At 71.2% G+C, this 16,174-nt stretch carries 15 protein-coding genes and 1 pseudogene; 10 read left to right on the top strand and 6 right to left on the bottom strand.

What is annotated here, in order from left to right:
* Positions 1–3: 3 nt before the first annotated feature.
* From MFF30_RS02545 to MFF30_RS02535, 3 genes are all read left to right on the top strand, one after another.
* Complete coding sequence (locus MFF30_RS02545; RefSeq protein ID WP_238276141.1) at positions 4–1,260, top strand: thermonuclease family protein; 1,257 nt, start codon at positions 4–6, stop codon at positions 1,258–1,260.
* 135 nt (positions 1,261–1,395) lie between these two features.
* On the top strand, positions 1,396–2,376 hold the full coding sequence (locus MFF30_RS02540; RefSeq protein WP_238276139.1) for an SPFH domain-containing protein: 981 nt from the start codon (positions 1,396–1,398) through the stop codon (positions 2,374–2,376).
* Positions 2,373–2,807, top strand: a complete 435-nt coding sequence (locus MFF30_RS02535; protein ID WP_238276137.1) for an NfeD family protein — start codon at positions 2,373–2,375, stop codon at positions 2,805–2,807. The genes MFF30_RS02540 and MFF30_RS02535 overlap by 4 nt, the downstream gene beginning before the upstream one ends.
* Positions 2,808–3,007: 200 nt before the next feature.
* Here the strand turns inward: MFF30_RS02535 and MFF30_RS02530 are convergent, their stop codons facing one another.
* Positions 3,008–3,235 carry a hypothetical protein gene (locus tag MFF30_RS02530; RefSeq protein ID WP_238276135.1) on the bottom strand — a complete coding sequence of 76 codons (228 nt, stop codon included), beginning with the start codon at positions 3,233–3,235 and terminating at the stop codon, positions 3,008–3,010.
* A gap of 168 nt (positions 3,236–3,403) precedes the next feature.
* Between MFF30_RS02530 and MFF30_RS02525 the strand changes: the two genes are divergently transcribed.
* Entirely contained in the window at positions 3,404–4,849 is a 1,446-nt protein-coding gene (locus MFF30_RS02525; protein WP_238276133.1) for a phosphohexomutase domain-containing protein, read from the top strand.
* Between the two features lie 102 nt (positions 4,850–4,951).
* Here the strand turns inward: MFF30_RS02525 and MFF30_RS02520 are convergent, their stop codons facing one another.
* Positions 4,952–7,852 (bottom strand): phosphoenolpyruvate carboxylase, encoded by a 2,901-nt coding sequence (locus MFF30_RS02520; protein WP_238276273.1) that lies wholly within the window; start codon positions 7,850–7,852, stop codon positions 4,952–4,954.
* A gap of 292 nt (positions 7,853–8,144) precedes the next feature.
* On the opposite strand from MFF30_RS02520, the gene MFF30_RS02515 reads away from it, so the two are divergent.
* From MFF30_RS02515 to MFF30_RS02505, 3 genes are all read left to right on the top strand, one after another.
* Entirely contained in the window at positions 8,145–8,420 is a 276-nt protein-coding gene (locus MFF30_RS02515) for a hypothetical protein (protein WP_238276131.1), read from the top strand.
* Positions 8,420–9,238, top strand: coding sequence for a hypothetical protein (locus MFF30_RS02510; protein WP_238276129.1), 819 nt, complete (start codon positions 8,420–8,422; stop codon positions 9,236–9,238). The genes MFF30_RS02515 and MFF30_RS02510 overlap by 1 nt, the downstream gene beginning before the upstream one ends.
* Positions 9,239–9,323: 85 nt before the next feature.
* Positions 9,324–9,773 (top strand): cupin domain-containing protein, encoded by a 450-nt coding sequence (locus MFF30_RS02505; RefSeq protein WP_238276127.1) that lies wholly within the window; start codon positions 9,324–9,326, stop codon positions 9,771–9,773.
* A 113-nt stretch (positions 9,774–9,886) separates the two neighbouring features.
* Here the strand turns inward: MFF30_RS02505 and yddG are convergent, their stop codons facing one another.
* Positions 9,887–10,753: an aromatic amino acid exporter YddG gene (gene yddG / locus MFF30_RS02500; protein ID WP_238276125.1), complete on the bottom strand. Its 867-nt coding sequence runs from the start codon at positions 10,751–10,753 to the stop codon at positions 9,887–9,889.
* Positions 10,754–10,906: 153 nt separating this feature from the next.
* Between yddG and MFF30_RS02495 the strand changes: the two are divergent.
* Positions 10,907–12,162 (top strand): annotated as a pseudogene (locus MFF30_RS02495) (glycerophosphodiester phosphodiesterase family protein).
* A 33-nt stretch (positions 12,163–12,195) separates the two neighbouring features.
* Here MFF30_RS02495 and phbB read toward each other — a convergent pair.
* Both phbB and MFF30_RS02485 read right to left on the bottom strand, forming a co-directional pair.
* Entirely contained in the window at positions 12,196–12,927 is a 732-nt protein-coding gene (gene phbB / locus MFF30_RS02490) for an acetoacetyl-CoA reductase (protein WP_238276123.1), read from the bottom strand.
* A gap of 133 nt (positions 12,928–13,060) precedes the next feature.
* A complete protein-coding gene (locus MFF30_RS02485) occupies positions 13,061–14,242 on the bottom strand; it encodes an acetyl-CoA C-acetyltransferase (RefSeq protein WP_238276121.1) in 1,182 nt (393 codons plus the stop codon).
* Positions 14,243–14,556: 314 nt separating this feature from the next.
* Between MFF30_RS02485 and phaR the strand changes: the two genes are divergently transcribed.
* Positions 14,557–15,180: a polyhydroxyalkanoate synthesis repressor PhaR gene (phaR, locus tag MFF30_RS02480; RefSeq protein WP_238276119.1), complete on the top strand. Its 624-nt coding sequence runs from the start codon at positions 14,557–14,559 to the stop codon at positions 15,178–15,180.
* A 95-nt stretch (positions 15,181–15,275) separates the two neighbouring features.
* Complete coding sequence (locus tag MFF30_RS02475; RefSeq protein WP_238276117.1) at positions 15,276–15,512, top strand: hypothetical protein; 237 nt, start codon at positions 15,276–15,278, stop codon at positions 15,510–15,512.
* 143 nt (positions 15,513–15,655) lie between these two features.
* On the opposite strand, the gene rpmF is transcribed toward MFF30_RS02475, so the two are convergent.
* Complete coding sequence (gene rpmF, locus MFF30_RS02470) at positions 15,656–15,844, bottom strand: 50S ribosomal protein L32 (RefSeq protein ID WP_056187853.1); 189 nt, start codon at positions 15,842–15,844, stop codon at positions 15,656–15,658.
* Positions 15,845–16,174 lie beyond the last annotated feature (330 nt).

The following is a 16,174-nucleotide window of genomic DNA, read 5'->3' as shown; positions in this document are numbered from 1 at the left end:
GTCTTGGATGAACGGACTTCACCCCCGCCCGCCGCCCGCGAGGTGGGACAGGCCGCGCCGGCGGCCAGCCGCGATGCCCTGCGAGCGCGGATCGCGGAGGAGATCGCCCGGCAGAACGTCTATCCCGTGGCCGAGCGCACGCTCAGCCTCCTGGCGGAAGCGTCCCTCGCGCCCCTGACGGAAGCGCCCTTCTACCGCGTGGTCGACCGCGCGGGCGCTCCGCGCCTTCTCACCGAGGCCGATGGCCGAACGGTGCCGATGCCGATCGAAGCGCTCTTCGCCGAGCTGCGGGATCGGCACCCCGCCCTGTTCCTGCCGCCGCCGCCCGAGCCGGAGCCTGTTCCCGAGCCGCCGGCCGAGCCCGCAGTGCCGGTGGAGGATTTCAGGGTGGCGACCGCGCGCTTCGTCGGGGCGCAGTCGCTCCTGGCCCGTTCCCTCATGGCGCGCTCGCTCACGCGTGGCCGGGCGGCGGCCCAGGCGATGTCCACCGCGATCTCCGACCGGGCGGCCGCCCTGAGGCCGCAGCGTGCCCCCGCCGCCGATCCTTCGGCCGCGCCGGTCGAGGGCGGTGCACCGGCCGAGCCGGGCCGGTCCGCACGCGCCTCGCTTCGCCTGCGGGAGGGCACGCGCAGCCTTACCGGCTACGCGCGCGGCCGGATCGCCGACACCACCTCGCGGCTGCGCGACGTCGCCCGCGACCGCAACACCCTGCGCGACGCCCTCTCGCGCCGCGCGCTCCCCCTCGGCCTTATCGTCGGCGGCGTCGCCCTCGTCGCCCTGGTGACGGCCATCGGCGGCCGGAACAGCACCGAGGAGGAGGCGTCCACGCCCGAGACCCGGAGCCAGGCGCAGGTCCAGCCGCCCGCCGCTACCGGGAATCCGCCGAGCGCGCCCGACATGAGCCCGGCCCTGCCCGAGGAGAACCAGCCCAAGCCCGCGCGCGCCAACGAACTGACCGGTCCTGTCGAAGTCATCGACACCGCGACCCTGCGCGTCGCCGGCAAGCTGGTGCGCCTGTTCGGTGTCGAATGGGTGCGCGGGGGCCAAGCCGACGAACTCACCCGCTACCTGGCCGGGCGCACCGTGACCTGCCAGCCCGTGGCGGGCAGCGAGGCCCGGCTCTGCGCGGTGGACGGGCGCGACCTCTCCGAGGTGGTGCTGTTCAACGGCGGTGGCCGTGCCTCGCCGGAGGCCACGCCCGACCTCGTGGCGGCCGAAGACCATGCCCGCGCCGAGCGCCTCGGCGTCTGGGCGCGCTGAGGGCGGCTCCGCGCACGATCCGAGACGAACCGGCGGCGCCGTTCCGCGTGGGCGCCGCCCGCCGCTTGCATCCGCCCCGCCCGCCGGTGTCAATGCCCGGGGACATCGGGATTTGGGGCAGCGGGGGCTCGGAGCATGGACCTGTCCGTGGGGGTGAGCGTGGCGGCCGTGGTGCTGGTGGCACTCGTGGTGGTGACGCTTGCCATCGGCATCAACATCGTGCCGCAGGGCCACGTCTACACGGTGGAGCGCTTCGGCAAGTACCATCGCAGCCTGGAATCCGGCCTCGGCCTCATCGCGCCCTACGTCGAGCGCATCGGCCGGCGGGTGAACGTGATGGAGCAGGTCATCGACGTGCCGAGCCAGGAGGCCTTCACCCGCGACAATGCCGGGGTCCGGATCGACGCGGTTGTGTTCTACCAGGTGCTCGACGCGGCGCGGGCCTCCTACGAGGTCTCGAAGCTCGAGGTGGCGGTGATGACCCTGACGATGACGAACATCCGCACGGTCGTCGGCTCGATGGACCTCGACCAGCTGCTCTCGCACCGCGACGAGATCAACGAGCGCCTGCTGCGGGTGATGGATGCAGCGGCCTCGCCCTGGGGCGTGAAGATGACCCGTATCGAGATCAAGGACATCGTGCCCCCCGCCGACCTCGCCGGCGCCATGGCTCGCCAGATGAAGGCCGAGCGGGAGAAGCGCGCCTCCGTGCTGGAGGCGGAGGGGCACCGGCAGGCGGAGATCCTGCGCGCGGAGGGCCGCAAGCAATCCGCGATCCTGGAGGCGGAGGGCCGAAAGGAGGCGGCGTTCCGCGATGCGGAGGCCCGCGAGCGCGGGGCCGAGGCCGAGGCGCGCGCGACCCAGCTCGTGAGCGAGGCCATCGCCAAGGGCGACATCGCGGCGGCGAACTTCCTCGTGGCCGAGAAGTACGTGGAGGCGGTCAAGGCCATCGCCACGGCCCCGAACCAGCGCGTGGTGGTGGTGCCGATCGAGGCGGCCGCACTCGCCGGCACGCTCGGCGGCATCGCCGAGATCACCCGCAGCGTCTTCGGCGAGGGCGCGCCGGCCCGCAAGAGCAGCGGATTGCCGCCGAATGTCGGGGGCGGCGCCCGATGATCGCGTCGTTCGTCGAGGCGATCGGACCCGCCTGGACCTGGATCCTGATCGGCCTCGTGCTGATGGGGACGGAGCTCGTCGCCTCCGGCGTGTTCCTGCTCTGGCTCGGCCTCGCCGCCCTGGTCACGGGGCTGCAGATCCTCCTCGTGCCGATGCCCTGGCAGGGCCAGATTCTGCTCTTTGGCATCCTCTCCGTGCTGTTCGCCGTGGTGGCGAGCCGGCGGAGCCGGGCGGCGAACACCCTGAACCAGGGCGCCCAGGGGCTGGTGGGGCGCGACTACCCGCTCGCGGCCCCGATCGTGGCCGGCGAGGGGCATATCCGCGTCAACGACACCCTCTGGCGCGTTACCGGCCCGGACGCGCCGCTGGGCACGCGGGTGCGGGTGACGGGGGTGGAGGGCACGCTGCTGACGGTGGTGGCGGCGTCTTGAGGCACGACCGGCACCGGACTGGTCGCGGCCGGATCGGATGGCCGCAGGCTCGACGGCGGCGTACCGGAATGCTGGATGGCCTCTCGTCCCGCGCCCGCGACAGACACGCTCGTGTCAGTGTCACCTACGATCGGAACACCCGCATCGCGTGAGACATCGCCGCCTCGCTCAGGGGCTCGTCAACATCCCGTGACCGGGTCTCACACCTCGACACCCGGCCCGTTGTCCTGATGTTCGACCGGCGCGGGGGTCGCAGTCGTCACCGCATCGGCGTACCAACGCCAGCGCGCCTTCCGACACCAGTGCCGCCGGCCGGCGGCATCGACGATGACGCCGGCCACCAACTCGTCCGGCTCCCGCCCGCTCAGGAAACAGGCTTCACGCGCCCTGTCCCGCGTGGTCAGCCGATCCCACAGCGATTGTCGCATGGCACCTCCGGGCGATGGTCTCGAACTGCCTCGGTGGAGGCCGGTTCGGTGTCGACCCGAGACTTCATACGACGAACGAGCAAACATTTGGAGAATCCGGCAGCCCTTTATAGAAGCGCTGCCGACGCTTCCCCGGCACCGCGTCGCGCCCCTCAGACAGGACACCTCATGAGCAGCTTGAAATTCGGGACGAGCGGTCTGCGTGGGCTGGTGACCGACCTCGTGGGGTGGCCGAGCTATGCTTATGCGAGCGCCTTCTTCCGCTCCATCGCGGCGACGACCGGCACCGGCCGCACCGTCGTGATCGGGCGGGACCTGCGCGACAGCAGCCCCGGCATCGCGGCGACGGTGGCCGCCGCCGCGGCGGGCGCCGGCTTCACGGCCGTGGATTGCGGCGCGCTGCCGACGCCGGCCCTGGCCCTGGAAGCGCTCCGGCGCGGCGCTTGCGCGGTGATGGTCACCGGCAGCCACATCCCGGAGGACCGGAACGGCCTGAAATTCTATCGGCCCGACGGCGAGATCACCAAGACTGACGAGACCGCCATCCTGGCCGCCCTCGGCGACGTCGCCACGCCGGGCGCGATGGCGGCGGCCGATCCCGCCACGCCGGAGACCGGGGCGACGGACCGTTACCGCCAGCGCTACCGCGAGGCCTTCGGCGCCGACATGCTGGCCGGCCTCAAGATCGCCGTCTACCAGCAGAGTTCCGTGGCGCGGGACCTGCTCGTCGAGCTCCTGACGGCGCTGGGGGCGGCCGTGACCGCGATCGGGCGCGCGGACCACTTCGTTCCGATCGACACGGAGGCCCATCGTCCGGAGGACATCGCCTTCATTCGCCAGGCCATGGCGTCCGGCGATTTCGACGCCCTCGTGACGACCGACGGCGACGCCGACCGGCCCCTGGTCGCGGATGCGGCCGGCCGCATCCTGCGGGGCGACGTGCTCGGGCTGATCACCGCGCGGTACCTCGACGTCGACACCGTCGTCGTGCCCGTCACCGCCGGTTCGGCCATCGAGCAGGCGGGCGGGTTCCGGCAGGTGCTGCGCACGCGGGTCGGCTCGCCCTACGTCATCGCCGGCATGGCGCGGGCGGAGCAGGAGGGCGCGCGCGCCGTCGTCGGCTTCGAGGCGAATGGCGGCTTCCTGCTCGGTTCGGACGTCGCGATCGACGGCCGGACCCTGCCCGCGCTGCCGACGCGCGATGCGATGCTCCCCATCCTGGCGACCCTGGCCGCGGCGCGTCGCGCCGGGCTGTCCCTCGCCGATCTCGTCACGTCCCTCTCCGTGGGCGAGACGGCGAGCGACCGCCTGCCCGAGACGCCGGCCGAGCGGAGCGGGCCGTTCCTGCGCCAGCTCGGCCAGGAGGCGTTCCGGCAGGATTTCGTTCGGCCGATCGGCGCCGTGCGGGCCGTCGACGAGCAGGACGGCGTGAGGATGGAACTCGATGGCGGCCGCACGATCCACTTCCGTGCATCCGGCAACGCGCCCGAGTTGCGCTGCTACGCCGAGGCCGGAACGGCCGACCAGGCCGAAGACCTGGTCCGCTGGGGATTGTCGGCCGCGGCGGCCGCGATGAGGAAGGACGCCGCCCGGACGGGCGCCGATCCGCACTGATCGAGATCCCGATATTCCGTCAGGGTGATCCGGCGACCCCGACGGGCCGGGGCTGACCCTCGATCGCCCCGAACGCGGGCGATCCGCCCCGTGCGCCCGGCCTCAGCCGAACGCGCCCACCTCGTGCTGGATCATGCCCGAGATCTCGCGCACGCGGAGGAAGCTGCGCCGGATCGGCTCGAACAGCGTCCGGTGCTCGGCCTCGTAGGTGCCCACATCGCGCGGGCCCGCCGGCTCGCCGAAGTTCAGGCCGAGGGTGGGATCGGGCGTGACCGGAAAGATGTCCTCCAGCAGGGTGAGGCAGCCGTCGATGTCGAGGCGCAGGAAGCGCTCGATCAGCGCCTCGCGGCTCACCCCCGATTGCGGCCGGAAGCCCGGGATGTGCACGGCCAGGAACCAGATCCGGTGGATCAGGGCGAGCCGGATCGCGTGCAGCAGGGTCAGGCGGACCGACATCCGGCCGAGGTCGGGGGCGGCCGCCCGCAGGCTCAGCCAGTCGCAGGTCAGGCGGCCGAACAGGTGTCGCAGATCCGGGGCGAGGCGCAGGCGATCGAGGGCGTTGGCGATGACCACGAGTTCCTCGCGCCGGCTGTCCCGCTGGGTGCGCCGGGCGCGCTCCAGCCACACGGCCGGGTCGAGGGTGTCGATATAGGCCCGCAGCACGTCGAGGTCGGAGACGTTCGAGGCGTGCTGCGCGAGGCGGAAGGCGCGGGAGAAGCGCACCGAATCGCGCCGCATGTCGCGGAACAGGTCCGGCGTCCGGCCTGCGGCGCGGCCGACGCCGTGCAGGGAATTGGCGAGGAAGCCAAGCTGCTGCAGGATCGCATTGTTGGGGATCGCCCGCATCTGGCGCGGGTGGGTGATCATGGTCGGGCCGCCGCCATCGGTCTGGCGCGCCACCGGCCGCGAGCCGGTGCGGTCGAGTAGGCTCGGGCCGAAGGTGCCCAGCAGCGCGGCGTAGCCGGGATCGTCCACCAGCGCTTCCATGTCCTGGCGCACCACGGTGAAGAACTCGGCGGCGAAGTCCGGCTCGGCGTAGATCGGGTCGTCCGTCTCGTCGGCCCCGCTCGCCGGATCGGACAGCACGTAGTCGGCGAACGAATCGTCGTCGGCCACATCGAGGGCGAAGACGTGCTCGGCGATGCGCTCCACCGTCGCCTGCGCCAGCGGCAGGGTGCCGAACATCAGGTAGCCGTCCGAGCCCTGGAAGCTCGATTCGAGGCGCACCCGGATGCCCGCCGCGCGGTTCCGGCGCCGGGCGTCCTCGGGGGCGAGATAGGCGAGGCGGTCGCGTAAGCTGGTCGGGTGCGCGCCCCGGCCGATGGATTCGCCGTGCGTGTCGAAGATCGCGAGCTCGACCCCCGTGAGGTCGTTCTGCACCATCAGCTCGGTGATGCGCAGGCGCAGGCGCTCGATCCAGAAGCTCGCCGCGAGCTGGCCGACATAGCGCCCGGAATCCGAGTAGCCGAACTGCACGGTGAGCCGGCCGATGCGCTTGAGGTAGGCCCGCCAGTGCGGGTTGCGGAGCGCATCGTCGAGGACGCGCACGCCCTGTTCGAGGGCGCTCGCGGTCTCGAACAGCGGCGTGATTTCGACCTTGTCGGCGATCCCGTAATGCCGTGCCAGCCACAGGGCGGCGAGCAGGGTGTAGCCTGTCTCGGTCTCGGCGATGAGGAAGCGCACGGGGTGCGTGCCGTCCACGTGCTTGAGGATCTGGGTGATCGTCATCATCAGCCGGGCGGCCGAGGCGCGCTCGGCGGCCAGCGCCCCGAAGTCGACGTCCACCGCCTGCACGTCGTTGAGAAGCGCGTGGATGGTGGCCAGATGCGAGCGGCGCTGGGCGGCGTCGGTGGGCTCGCCTTCGAGGTCGGTGACCCGCCGTACCGCGTTGTGGATCTGGCTGGCGTTGAGCCGGAAATGCGGCAGGGCGTTCGAGAGGCCGTGGGTGGCGATGCCCGAGCGCAGGAGCGCGATGCTGCGCTTGTCCGCCTCGGATTCCACGCCCCCGACGGCGCCCGCGAGCCCGGCCAGGATCGCGCTGGAATCGGTCTGGGCCCGCTCGCGCTCGATGATCAGGGCCAGGGCGAAGCGATGCACCGCCTCGAGGGAAGGCTTGGTGCCGAGGCGGGGGGCCACGGCGAGCTGGCGGTTCACGGCCGCGAGCGCGTTCCCCGTCAGGTCACGCACCACCTTCGTGGCCGGCAGCTGGGGTAGATGGCGCATGACCCGGTCGAGCTGCATCCGCTTCGATTCCAGGCGGTAGCGCAGGGTGTCCCACCAGCCGATATCCGTGCGTCCGTCCGTGTCGCAGCCGACCCAGCTCGCGATGGCGAAGGGCTTGGGCACGAGTTCGGTCCAGCGGTCGGGCCAGCGCGCGCGGGCGGCGTCCAGCAGGGCGGCGTTGAAGGCGTCGAGCGCGGTGCGGCCGTGATTGGCCGCGACGCAGGCCTGATCGAACTCATCGTCGAGGCTGATCTTCGGGTCGGGCCGGGTGGAGAGGCCGGCCGCGCGCGCCACAAGCGGCGTCCGGGCCGCAGCGTCGGCCTCGCTCGCGGCCTCGGCGATCAGCGCGGCGATGGCCCGCGGCATTCCGAAGGTCGGGTGCGCGGTAAATACCACGGCGAAGCCCGTGCGGCTCACGAGATCGCGGAAGGTCTCGAAAGCCCCCTGGCGCTCCGGCACCGCCGCCACGAGGCGGGCTGCCATCCGGGTGTCCGGCGCGGCGCCTGCATCGCGGTCGAGGCCCACATAGGCGCGCAGGCGCTCGGCGCGGGCGCCCAGGGATTGGGCACGGAGCCGGGGGAACAGGGCGTCGAGGTCATCCTCGCCGATCTCGCCCCGGTCGAAGCGCCGGGTGATGGCCAGGGTGACCGCCAGGACGGGATTGCGGAACGGGTCCTCGGCGGCCTGTTCGCGGGATTCCTCGATCAGCCGCAGAAGCTCCTGCTCCAGGCCCTCCGCATTGCCGGGACGGCGCTCCGCGTCCGGGGCTGCATCGGCCATCTTGAGGTCATGCATGCGCATCGATCGACCTTGGTTCTTGGGCGTGGATTGTTTCGCGCGTGAGGTCTTGGCGTGAGGTCTTGGCGTGAGGTCTCGGACTGGGGTCTTGGACTGGAGGTTCCCGAGACGCCGGGTCTCGGGCCACGCGGCCCGCGCGGACCACCCGCTTCTGACATCCGTGGGCGAAGACGCAAGGACCGTTCCGGCCCGGGGATGTGGGCAAGGTCCGGATCTGTTGCTTCGCCAGGAAAGGATGCAACGGGGCGCATCCTGGGCTAACGCTGGACCCGGCATGGAAACGACCCTGATCCTGGGCGCCCTGGGGGCCCTCCTGTTCTGCGGCCTCGTCGTGGTCTCGCTGCTGATGCGCGGACGGCGGCCCGAGCTGCGCATGGGGCGCGAAGTCGACCTGATCGACGAGGCCGAGGACGAGGAGACGCTGATGCGCAGTCTGGAACCGCCGCGTCCCAGTCCCATCGACCGGACGGCGACGATCCTCGAGATCGAGCCGACGGACGATCCGAAGGCCCGGCCGCTGCCACCGGACACGCAGCGGGAGACCCGCTGATGGTGCCGTTCCGCACATGCCGGTGGGGCGCCCTGCTGCCGGTGTTCCTGCTCCTGCTCCTGGGCGCCGGCCCGGCCCTGTCGCAGGCACCCGAGGTGGAGGGGCCGCCCGAGACCGAGGCGCCCGCCGCGCCGGCGCCGAAGCCGCGTCCGCCCAAGCCGAAACCCAAACCGAAACCCGCGCCCAAGCCGAAACCAAGCACCGAGGCGCCACCCGCCGAGGTGCCACCCGCTGAAGTGCCGGTCCGGGCCGCCGCTACGCCACCGGAGCCCGTCCCGGAGCCAAAGCCGGCGCCCGCGCCGATGCCGGCGGCGAATCTGCCGGGGCTGACGGTGCAGTGCGAGGCCAAGGCCGCACTCTACGAAGGCCCGAAGGATTTCGCGGTCTGGGTCACCCGCACGGGGGCCCTCGTGGTCGAGAACCCGCTGCGCCCGCTCACCCCGGAGACGACGCGGGTGCTCCAGGTCGTCATCGGGGGCAAGGCCGCCACCGCCTACGGGCCGGACCTGTTCGCCCTGCGCCGCGGCGGCAGCCCGGGCTCGCTGGAGGCGCTACTGGGCGGCCCGATCCGCTGGGATGCCGTCCCGACGGCCCTGCCCGACACGCTCAACATCGTCTCCGAGGCCGGTCAGTCCCTGGCCCAGCTCGCCTTCCAGTCCTGCGGCGAGGCGCCGGCCGTCAAGGCCGCCCCGGTCGCCGCCAAGGACAAGCCCGCGAAGGCGAAATCGCAGCAGGGCGCGCCGGGCGCCAAGGCCGCCGGCCCGGGCGGCGCCAAGGCGCCCCCCGGCCTCAGCCTCCCGCAGGGGGCCATCGAATGACGCGGGTCCGCAGGGATGCTTCGATGCAAGATTCTTCGAGGAGGCAAGATTCTTCGAGGCAAAATCTGTCGATGAGAGGTCGCCGATGAGTGCCGGATCACAGGGACCGACCGCCGCCGAGGTGATCGCCCGCCTCGGCCTCGCGCCCCACCCGGAGGGCGGGCATTACCGCGAGACGTTTCGCGATCCCCGGACCGTGGACGGGCGCTCGGTGGGCAGCGCGATCTACTACCTGCTCGATCTCGGCGAGGTCTCCGAGTGGCACCGGGTGGACGCGGCCGAGATCTGGCACTGGCACGCCGGCGCACCCCTCGTCCTGACGGTCAGCCCGAACGGGCACGATGCGCATGCGGCCTATCTCGGACCCGACCTGACGCGCGGGCAGCAGCCGCAGATCGTGGTTCCCGCCGGCCATTGGCAGACCGCCACCAGCCTCGGCGCCTGGACGCTGGTGGGCTGCACGGTCTCGCCCGCATTCGAGTTCGCCGGCTTCGAGATGGCGCCCCCGGACTGGCGGCCGATGCCCAGAGCCTGAGGCTCGGGATCGAAGCAGGTTTCGCAAAAGTGGCCGCCGGTTTTGCGGCTAAAACCTGTGACATACCAAGGAGCGAAGCAGGGTGAAGCGTTGGCTTGCCGAGGCGAACCTGCTTAGCGCCCGGCGCGGGAGGCCCGCACCGCCACCCCGGCGCCGAGGACGATGAGGAGGCAGGCCAGCGCCAGGGCCGGGCTCGGTTCGGCGTAGCCGGCGAGCACGAGGGTCAGGGTCGAGAGGATCGGCGCGGCGTAGGCCGCGACCCCGAGGAGGCGCAGGTCGCCCCGCTTCACGCCGATGTCCCAGAGGTAGAAGGCGGCGCCCACCGGCCCCAGGCCGAGGGCGACGACGGCAGCCCATTGCACCGCATCCGCCGGCCACAGGGTCGTCTCGAAGGCGCGGTGGCAGGCGAGGCTGAGGGCGGCGGTGGCGAGGCAGAAGCCCGCCACCGCGTCGGTCGGCACCGCCCCGACCCGGGACGACAGCACGGAATAGCCCGACCACACGAAGGCGGCCGCCAGCGCCGCGAGATAGCCCGGCACGGCCCCGGCGGAAAAGTCGATCCCGCCTCGCCCGGCGAACAGCACCACGACGCCGGCGAGCCCGAGGGCGGCTCCGCCGAGATGGCCGGCGCGCAGGCCCGCCGCGCCGGGAAGCCGGGCCGACAGCAGCACGATGAGAAGCGGCCAGAGGTAGTTGAGCAGGCCCGCCTCCGCCGGCGGGGCGAGGCGCAGGGCGGTGAAGTACAGGGCGTGGTACCCGAACAGGCCGCCGACGCCGAGGAGCCAGACCGGCCAGGGCTGGCGCAGGGCGCGGATGCCCTGGGGGCGCACGAGCCAGCTGGCGCAGCCGACGAGGCCACCGAGCGCGAAGGTCATCGCCGCGAGCTGGAACGGCGGCACCGCCCCCGACAGGGCGGTGAACAGGGCGAGCAGCGACCAGAGCAGGATCGCGCCGAAGCCGAGCAGGGTCGCGGAGGGCATGGGAGACCGGATGTCCGAAGGCGGGAGGCCGCGCCGCTCTCCCATGCGGGGCCGCGCCGGGCAAGGCGAAGCGGGCTCGGACCGGGCACCTTCATCGACCGGTCACGGGCCGGCCCTACCTCCCGGGGGCAGGCAACCGGCATGGAGGCGGATATGGGCGCGGCATCTCCCGGACGTGGACGCCTCCGGAGAGCGGCGGCGCTGGGCGCGGCCCTGTTCCTGGCCGCCGACGCGGCGGTGGCTGGCGAGCCGGCCCAGCTCGGGCCGCGGCCGTTCTACCTCGTGGACAGCATGAAGCCCGGCCCCCTCAAGGACCGCCTGCAGGCCTGCGGCGCGGACCGGCTCTACACCGCGCGGCCCTTCTCGATCGCGCATCGGGGCGCACCGCTGCAGTTTCCCGAGCATACGCGGGAGGGCATCCTGGCGGCCGCCCGCATGGGGGCCGGGGTGATCGAATGCGATGTCGCCTTCACGCGTGACCGGAAACTGGTCTGCCGGCACGCCCAGTGCGACCTCCACACCACCACCGACATCCTCGCCCGACCGGACCTAGCGGCCAAGTGCAGCCAGGATTTCCAGCCCGCCGACCCGGCCGCCGGGCGCAAGGCTTCCGCCCGCTGCTGCACCAGCGACCTGACCCTGGCCGAGTTCAAGAGCCTCAACGGCAAGATGGACGCCAGCGACCCCCAGGCCACCACCCGGGAGGCCTACATGAATGCGACCCCGCGCTGGCGCACCGACCTCTACGCCACCACCGGCACGCTGATGAGCCATGACGAATACATCGCACTGGTCCGATCCCTGGGGCGCCGGTTCACGCCGGAATTGAAGGCGCCCGAGGTGCCGATGCCGTTCGCGGGCTACGGCCAGGACCAGTACGCCCAGGCGATGATCGACGCCTACAAGCAGGCCGGCATCCCGGCCTCCGACGTGCGGCCGCAGAGCTTCCAGCTTCGGGACATCCTGTACTGGCTGAAGGCGGAGCCCGAATTCGGGCGGCAGGCGCTCTGGCTCGACAACCGCGACGAGATCGACCCCGGCTTCGACCCCGAGCGGCCGGAGAGCTGGAAGCCCGGCATGGCGGAACTGGCGGCGCTGGGCCTGCGCACCCTGGCGCCGCCCCTCTGGATGCTGGTCCGGCTCGGGCCGAACGGGAGCATCGAACCCTCGGCCTATGCCCGCGCGGCGCGGGCCGCCGGCCTCGACCTGATCACCTGGTCGCTCGAGCGCTCGGGACCGCTGAAGGATGGGGGGGCTATTACTACAAGTCGATCCGCCCGGTGATCGACCGGGACGGCGACGTCCTCACCCTTCTGGATGTGCTGTACGGGCAAGTGGGCGTGAAGGGCGTCTTCTCGGACTGGCCGGCGACGGCGACGTTCTACGCCAACTGCATGGGGATCGAGTGAGGGGCGCGGCGCCCGGAGGCGCCGCGCGAACCACTATCCGGCGATGTACTGGGCGCCGTTGATGGTCAGGGTCGAGCCGGTGATGAAGCCGGAATCGTCGGCCGCGAGGTATTCCACCGCGCGGGCGATCTCCTCGGCCTCGCCGAGGCGGCCCACGGGGATCGTCGAGATGATCTTGTTGCGCACGTCCTCCGGCACCGCCATGACCATGTCGGTGGCGATGTAGCCCGGCGCGATCACGTTGACGGTGATTCCCTTCGAGGCGCTCTCCTGGGCCAGCGCCTTGGCGAAGCCGATCACGCCGGCCTTGGCCGCCGAGTAGTTGGCCTGGCCGATCTGGCCCTTCTGGCCGTTGATCGACGAGATCAGGATGATGCGGCCGAAGCCCCGGTTGCGCATGCCCTCGATGACCGGCCGGGTGACGGTGAAGGCCGAGTCGAGGTTGGTCTTAATGACCGCCTGCCACTTCTCGAAGGTCATCTTGTGGAACAGGCCGTCGCGGGTGATGCCGGCATTGTTGACCAGCACGTCGACCGGGCCGACCTCGGCCTCGACGGCCTTGATGCCGGCCTCGCAGGCGGCGTAGTCGCCGACATCGAACTTGAAGACCGGGATGCCGGTCTCTTCCTTGAAGGCGTTGGCCGCCTCGTCGTTGCCGCCGTAATTGGCCGCGACCTTGTAGCCCTTGGCCTTGAGGCCCTTCGAGATGGCGGCGCCGATGCCGCGGGTGCCGCCGGTGACGAGTGCGACGCGTTCCTGAGCCATGCTTTCCTCCGAAATCCGGTTTCTTGTGATTTTGATTGGCCGGTCGCGCTTTAGCGGAGCGCCCGCGCGCTGCGCGACCGATTTAATTTTGCGGCACCGTCAAGAATTCGTGCGGTGCCGCGCGGGACGTGGCTCAGACGCGCTCGACGCAGAGGGCGACGCCCATGCCGCCGCCGATGCACAGCGTGGCCAGGCCCTTCTTGGCGTCGCGGCGCTTGAGTTCGTGCAGCAGGGTGACGAGGACGCGGGCGCCCGAGGCTCCGATCGGGTGACCGATGGCGATGGCGCCGCCGTTCACGTTCACCTTGTCGGTGTCCCAGCCCATGTCCTTGTTCACCGCGAGCGCCTGGGCGGCGAAGGCCTCGTTGGCCTCGATCAGATCGAGGTCGGAGGCCTTCCAGCCGGCCTTCGCCAGGGCCTTGCGCGAGGCCGGGATCGGACCCGTGCCCATCACCTTGGGGTCGACGCCGGCCGTGGCCCAGGAGACGATCCGGGCCAGCGGCTTGATGCCCCGGCGCTCGGCTTCCGAGGCCGACATCAGCACGATGGCGGCGGCGCCGTCGTTGAGGCCCGAGGCGTTGGCGGCCGTCACGGTGCCGTCCTTCGAGAAGGCGGGCTTGAGCTTGGCCATCGCCTCCACGGTGGCGCCGTCGCGGATGTACTCGTCGGTGTCGACGATCACGTCGCCCTTGCGGCCCGGCACGGTGACGGGGACGATCTCGTCCTTGAAGCGGCCTTCCCTGCGGGCGGCCTCGGCCTTGTTCTGCGACTTCGTCGCGAACTCGTCCTGCTGCTCGCGGGTGAGCTGGAAGGCCTGGGCCACGTTCTCGGCGGTGGTGCCCATGTGGTAGCCGTTGAAGGCGTCCCAGAGGCCGTCCTTGATCATGGTATCGACGAGCTTGACGTCGCCCATCTTCTGGCCGCCGCGCAGGTACTGTGCGTGGGGGGAGAGCGACATGGATTCCTGGCCGCCGGCCACGATGACGGTGGCGTCGCCGTTGGCGATCTGCTGCATGCCCAGCGCCACGGTACGGAGGCCCGAGCCGCAGACCTGGTTGACGCCCCAGGCGGTGGCCTTCTCGGGGATGCCGGCCTTGATGGCGGCCTGGCGGGCGGGGTTCTGGCCGGCGCCGGCGGTGAGCACCTGGCCGAAGATCACCTCGTCCACGTCGTCGGCCGGTACGCCGGCACGTTCGAGGGCCGCCTTGATCGCGACGGCGCCGAGTTCGTGCGCGGGCACGGTGTTGAACGCGCCGCCGAACGAGCCGACCGCGGTGCGCGCGGCGCCGACGATGACGATGTCTTCTGCTGCCATGGTGACGTTCTCCTCATCCCGGCCGGCGCTCCCTTGACGCTCCTTCAGGTTGAGCGTGGGCGCCTTTGTGCCGTTCCCTCGGATGAAAGCCGTCGACCTTGCGAAGTCAAGGCACCCGCGGGTCGTTTGAGGCTCCGGCCGTGACAGCCGGCAGTTGCTTGCGTGGTATTCTGCGGGACGGGCGTGAAATTGCTGTTTTCGTCGGCACGCGAACGCCTTAAGATGAACTTGTGCGCCGCGGGATCGGGCGAGGGTCCCGGCGTCTCCGAGAAGAGTGCGCATGGGGCGGAACGTGTCGGGAGAGGCCACCAGAGATGGCGGATAACGGTAAGTCCAATCACACCGTCATCAAGAAATACGCCAACCGGCGCCTCTACCACACCGGGACGTCGACCTACGTCACCCTCGAGGACCTGGCGACGATGGTGCAGAACGGCGAGGACTTTCTCGTCTACGATGCGCGTTCGGGCGACGACATCACCCGGTCGGTCCTGACGCAGATCATCTTCGAGCAGGAGAACAAGGCCGGCGACGATAACCTGCTGCCGGTAGCCTTCCTGCGCCAGCTCATCCGCTTCTACGGCGACAGCATGCGCACCATGGTGCCGAGCTTCCTGGAATTCTCGATGGCGAATTTCGCCCGGGACCAGGAGGGCCTGCGCGAAAAGATGACCCAGAGCTTCGCCCCCACCGCGTTCCAGAGCGCGATGGAGGAGCAGGTGCGGGCCAACATGAGCTTCTTCGGCGATGCGATGAAGATGTTCACCACCTTCGGCACCGGGCCCCTCTCGGGAATGGGCAACCATCCCTCGCCGGCCGGCAAGTCCGGTGGAGTCCCGGCGCCCGCGCCGCAAGGGGCGGGCGGCAGCGACCTCGACGACCTCAAGCGCCAGATGGCCGAGATGCAGTCGCGGCTCGAGGATCTCGCCAAAAAGTAACCCCGTTTTACGAGACGTCCTGACCAAAGGTTGACGTTCCGTTAACGGCCGCCAATTCTGTTTCGATGCGCCGCCACGGCGCCGGAACGGATGCGATGACGCGCCCCGAGGATCATGCGAGCGATGCGGGCCCACGGGGCGGCCACGACCTCGTGGTGATCGCGGGCGGAGCCTCCGGGACGAGTGCTGGTCTGCGGCCGGTCCCGAATCGCGCGCTCGCCGGTTTCCTCGCGCAGTTGATCGTCAGTGCCGAGCCGACGCTGCGCCCCTCCCGGGGCGAGCGCACGCGCGCCGCCGCGGCACGCTACGCAGAGGCGGCCCGGCGCGCCTGATATCGGGTACGCGCGCCTGTATCGGGCAGCGAAAGACATCCGGACACGAAAAAGCCGAGCTCGCGGCAACGAGCTCGGCTTTCTGCCCACGGTGGGGCTCGGCGGCGTGGTGCCGGGGCGCCCCCTCGAGCGCCCCGGAGACCTTACGCTTCGGCCGACTTAACCTTGAGGACCTGGCGACCCCGGTACATGCCGGTCTTCAGGTCGATGTGGTGGGGACGGCGCAGCTCGCCCGAATCCTTGTCGGTGACGTAGGTCGGGGCCTTGAGGGCGTCGGCGGAGCGGCGCATGCCGCGACGCGAGGGGGAGGTCTTTCGCTTCGGAACGGCCATGGGAGCATCCTGTCGATGGCAAAAAGGGCGCCTGGGCGGCTCCCCCTCTCGGATGGATCGCCTCGGCACCGTGTTCAAACGGAGATTCGAGGCCGGCCTTATAACCGCGCTGGGACGCTCTGGCTAGGGGTTCCCCGGCGAATGCCCGGGCGGGCATGTCTGCGCGTCCCAGGTGCTTGCCCTTCGAAGGCGGCAGGCCGTTCACTTGCGGTATCCCCCCGTGCGCCGCCAGCATTCGGTGGCCTTCGTGGAGCGGCCGCGGCCGCCCCCGCCGATGATCGCCCGCACAACACGATGTTAAGCGGCGGTTCAACCGCACCGCCGTAGGTA

Source organism: Methylobacterium goesingense, assembly GCF_022179225.1.
Taxonomy (GTDB): Bacteria; Pseudomonadota; Alphaproteobacteria; order Rhizobiales; family Beijerinckiaceae; genus Methylobacterium; species Methylobacterium goesingense.
The sequence above is the reverse complement of the archived record's forward strand: the minus strand, read 5'-3'. Positions and strand labels throughout refer to the sequence as shown.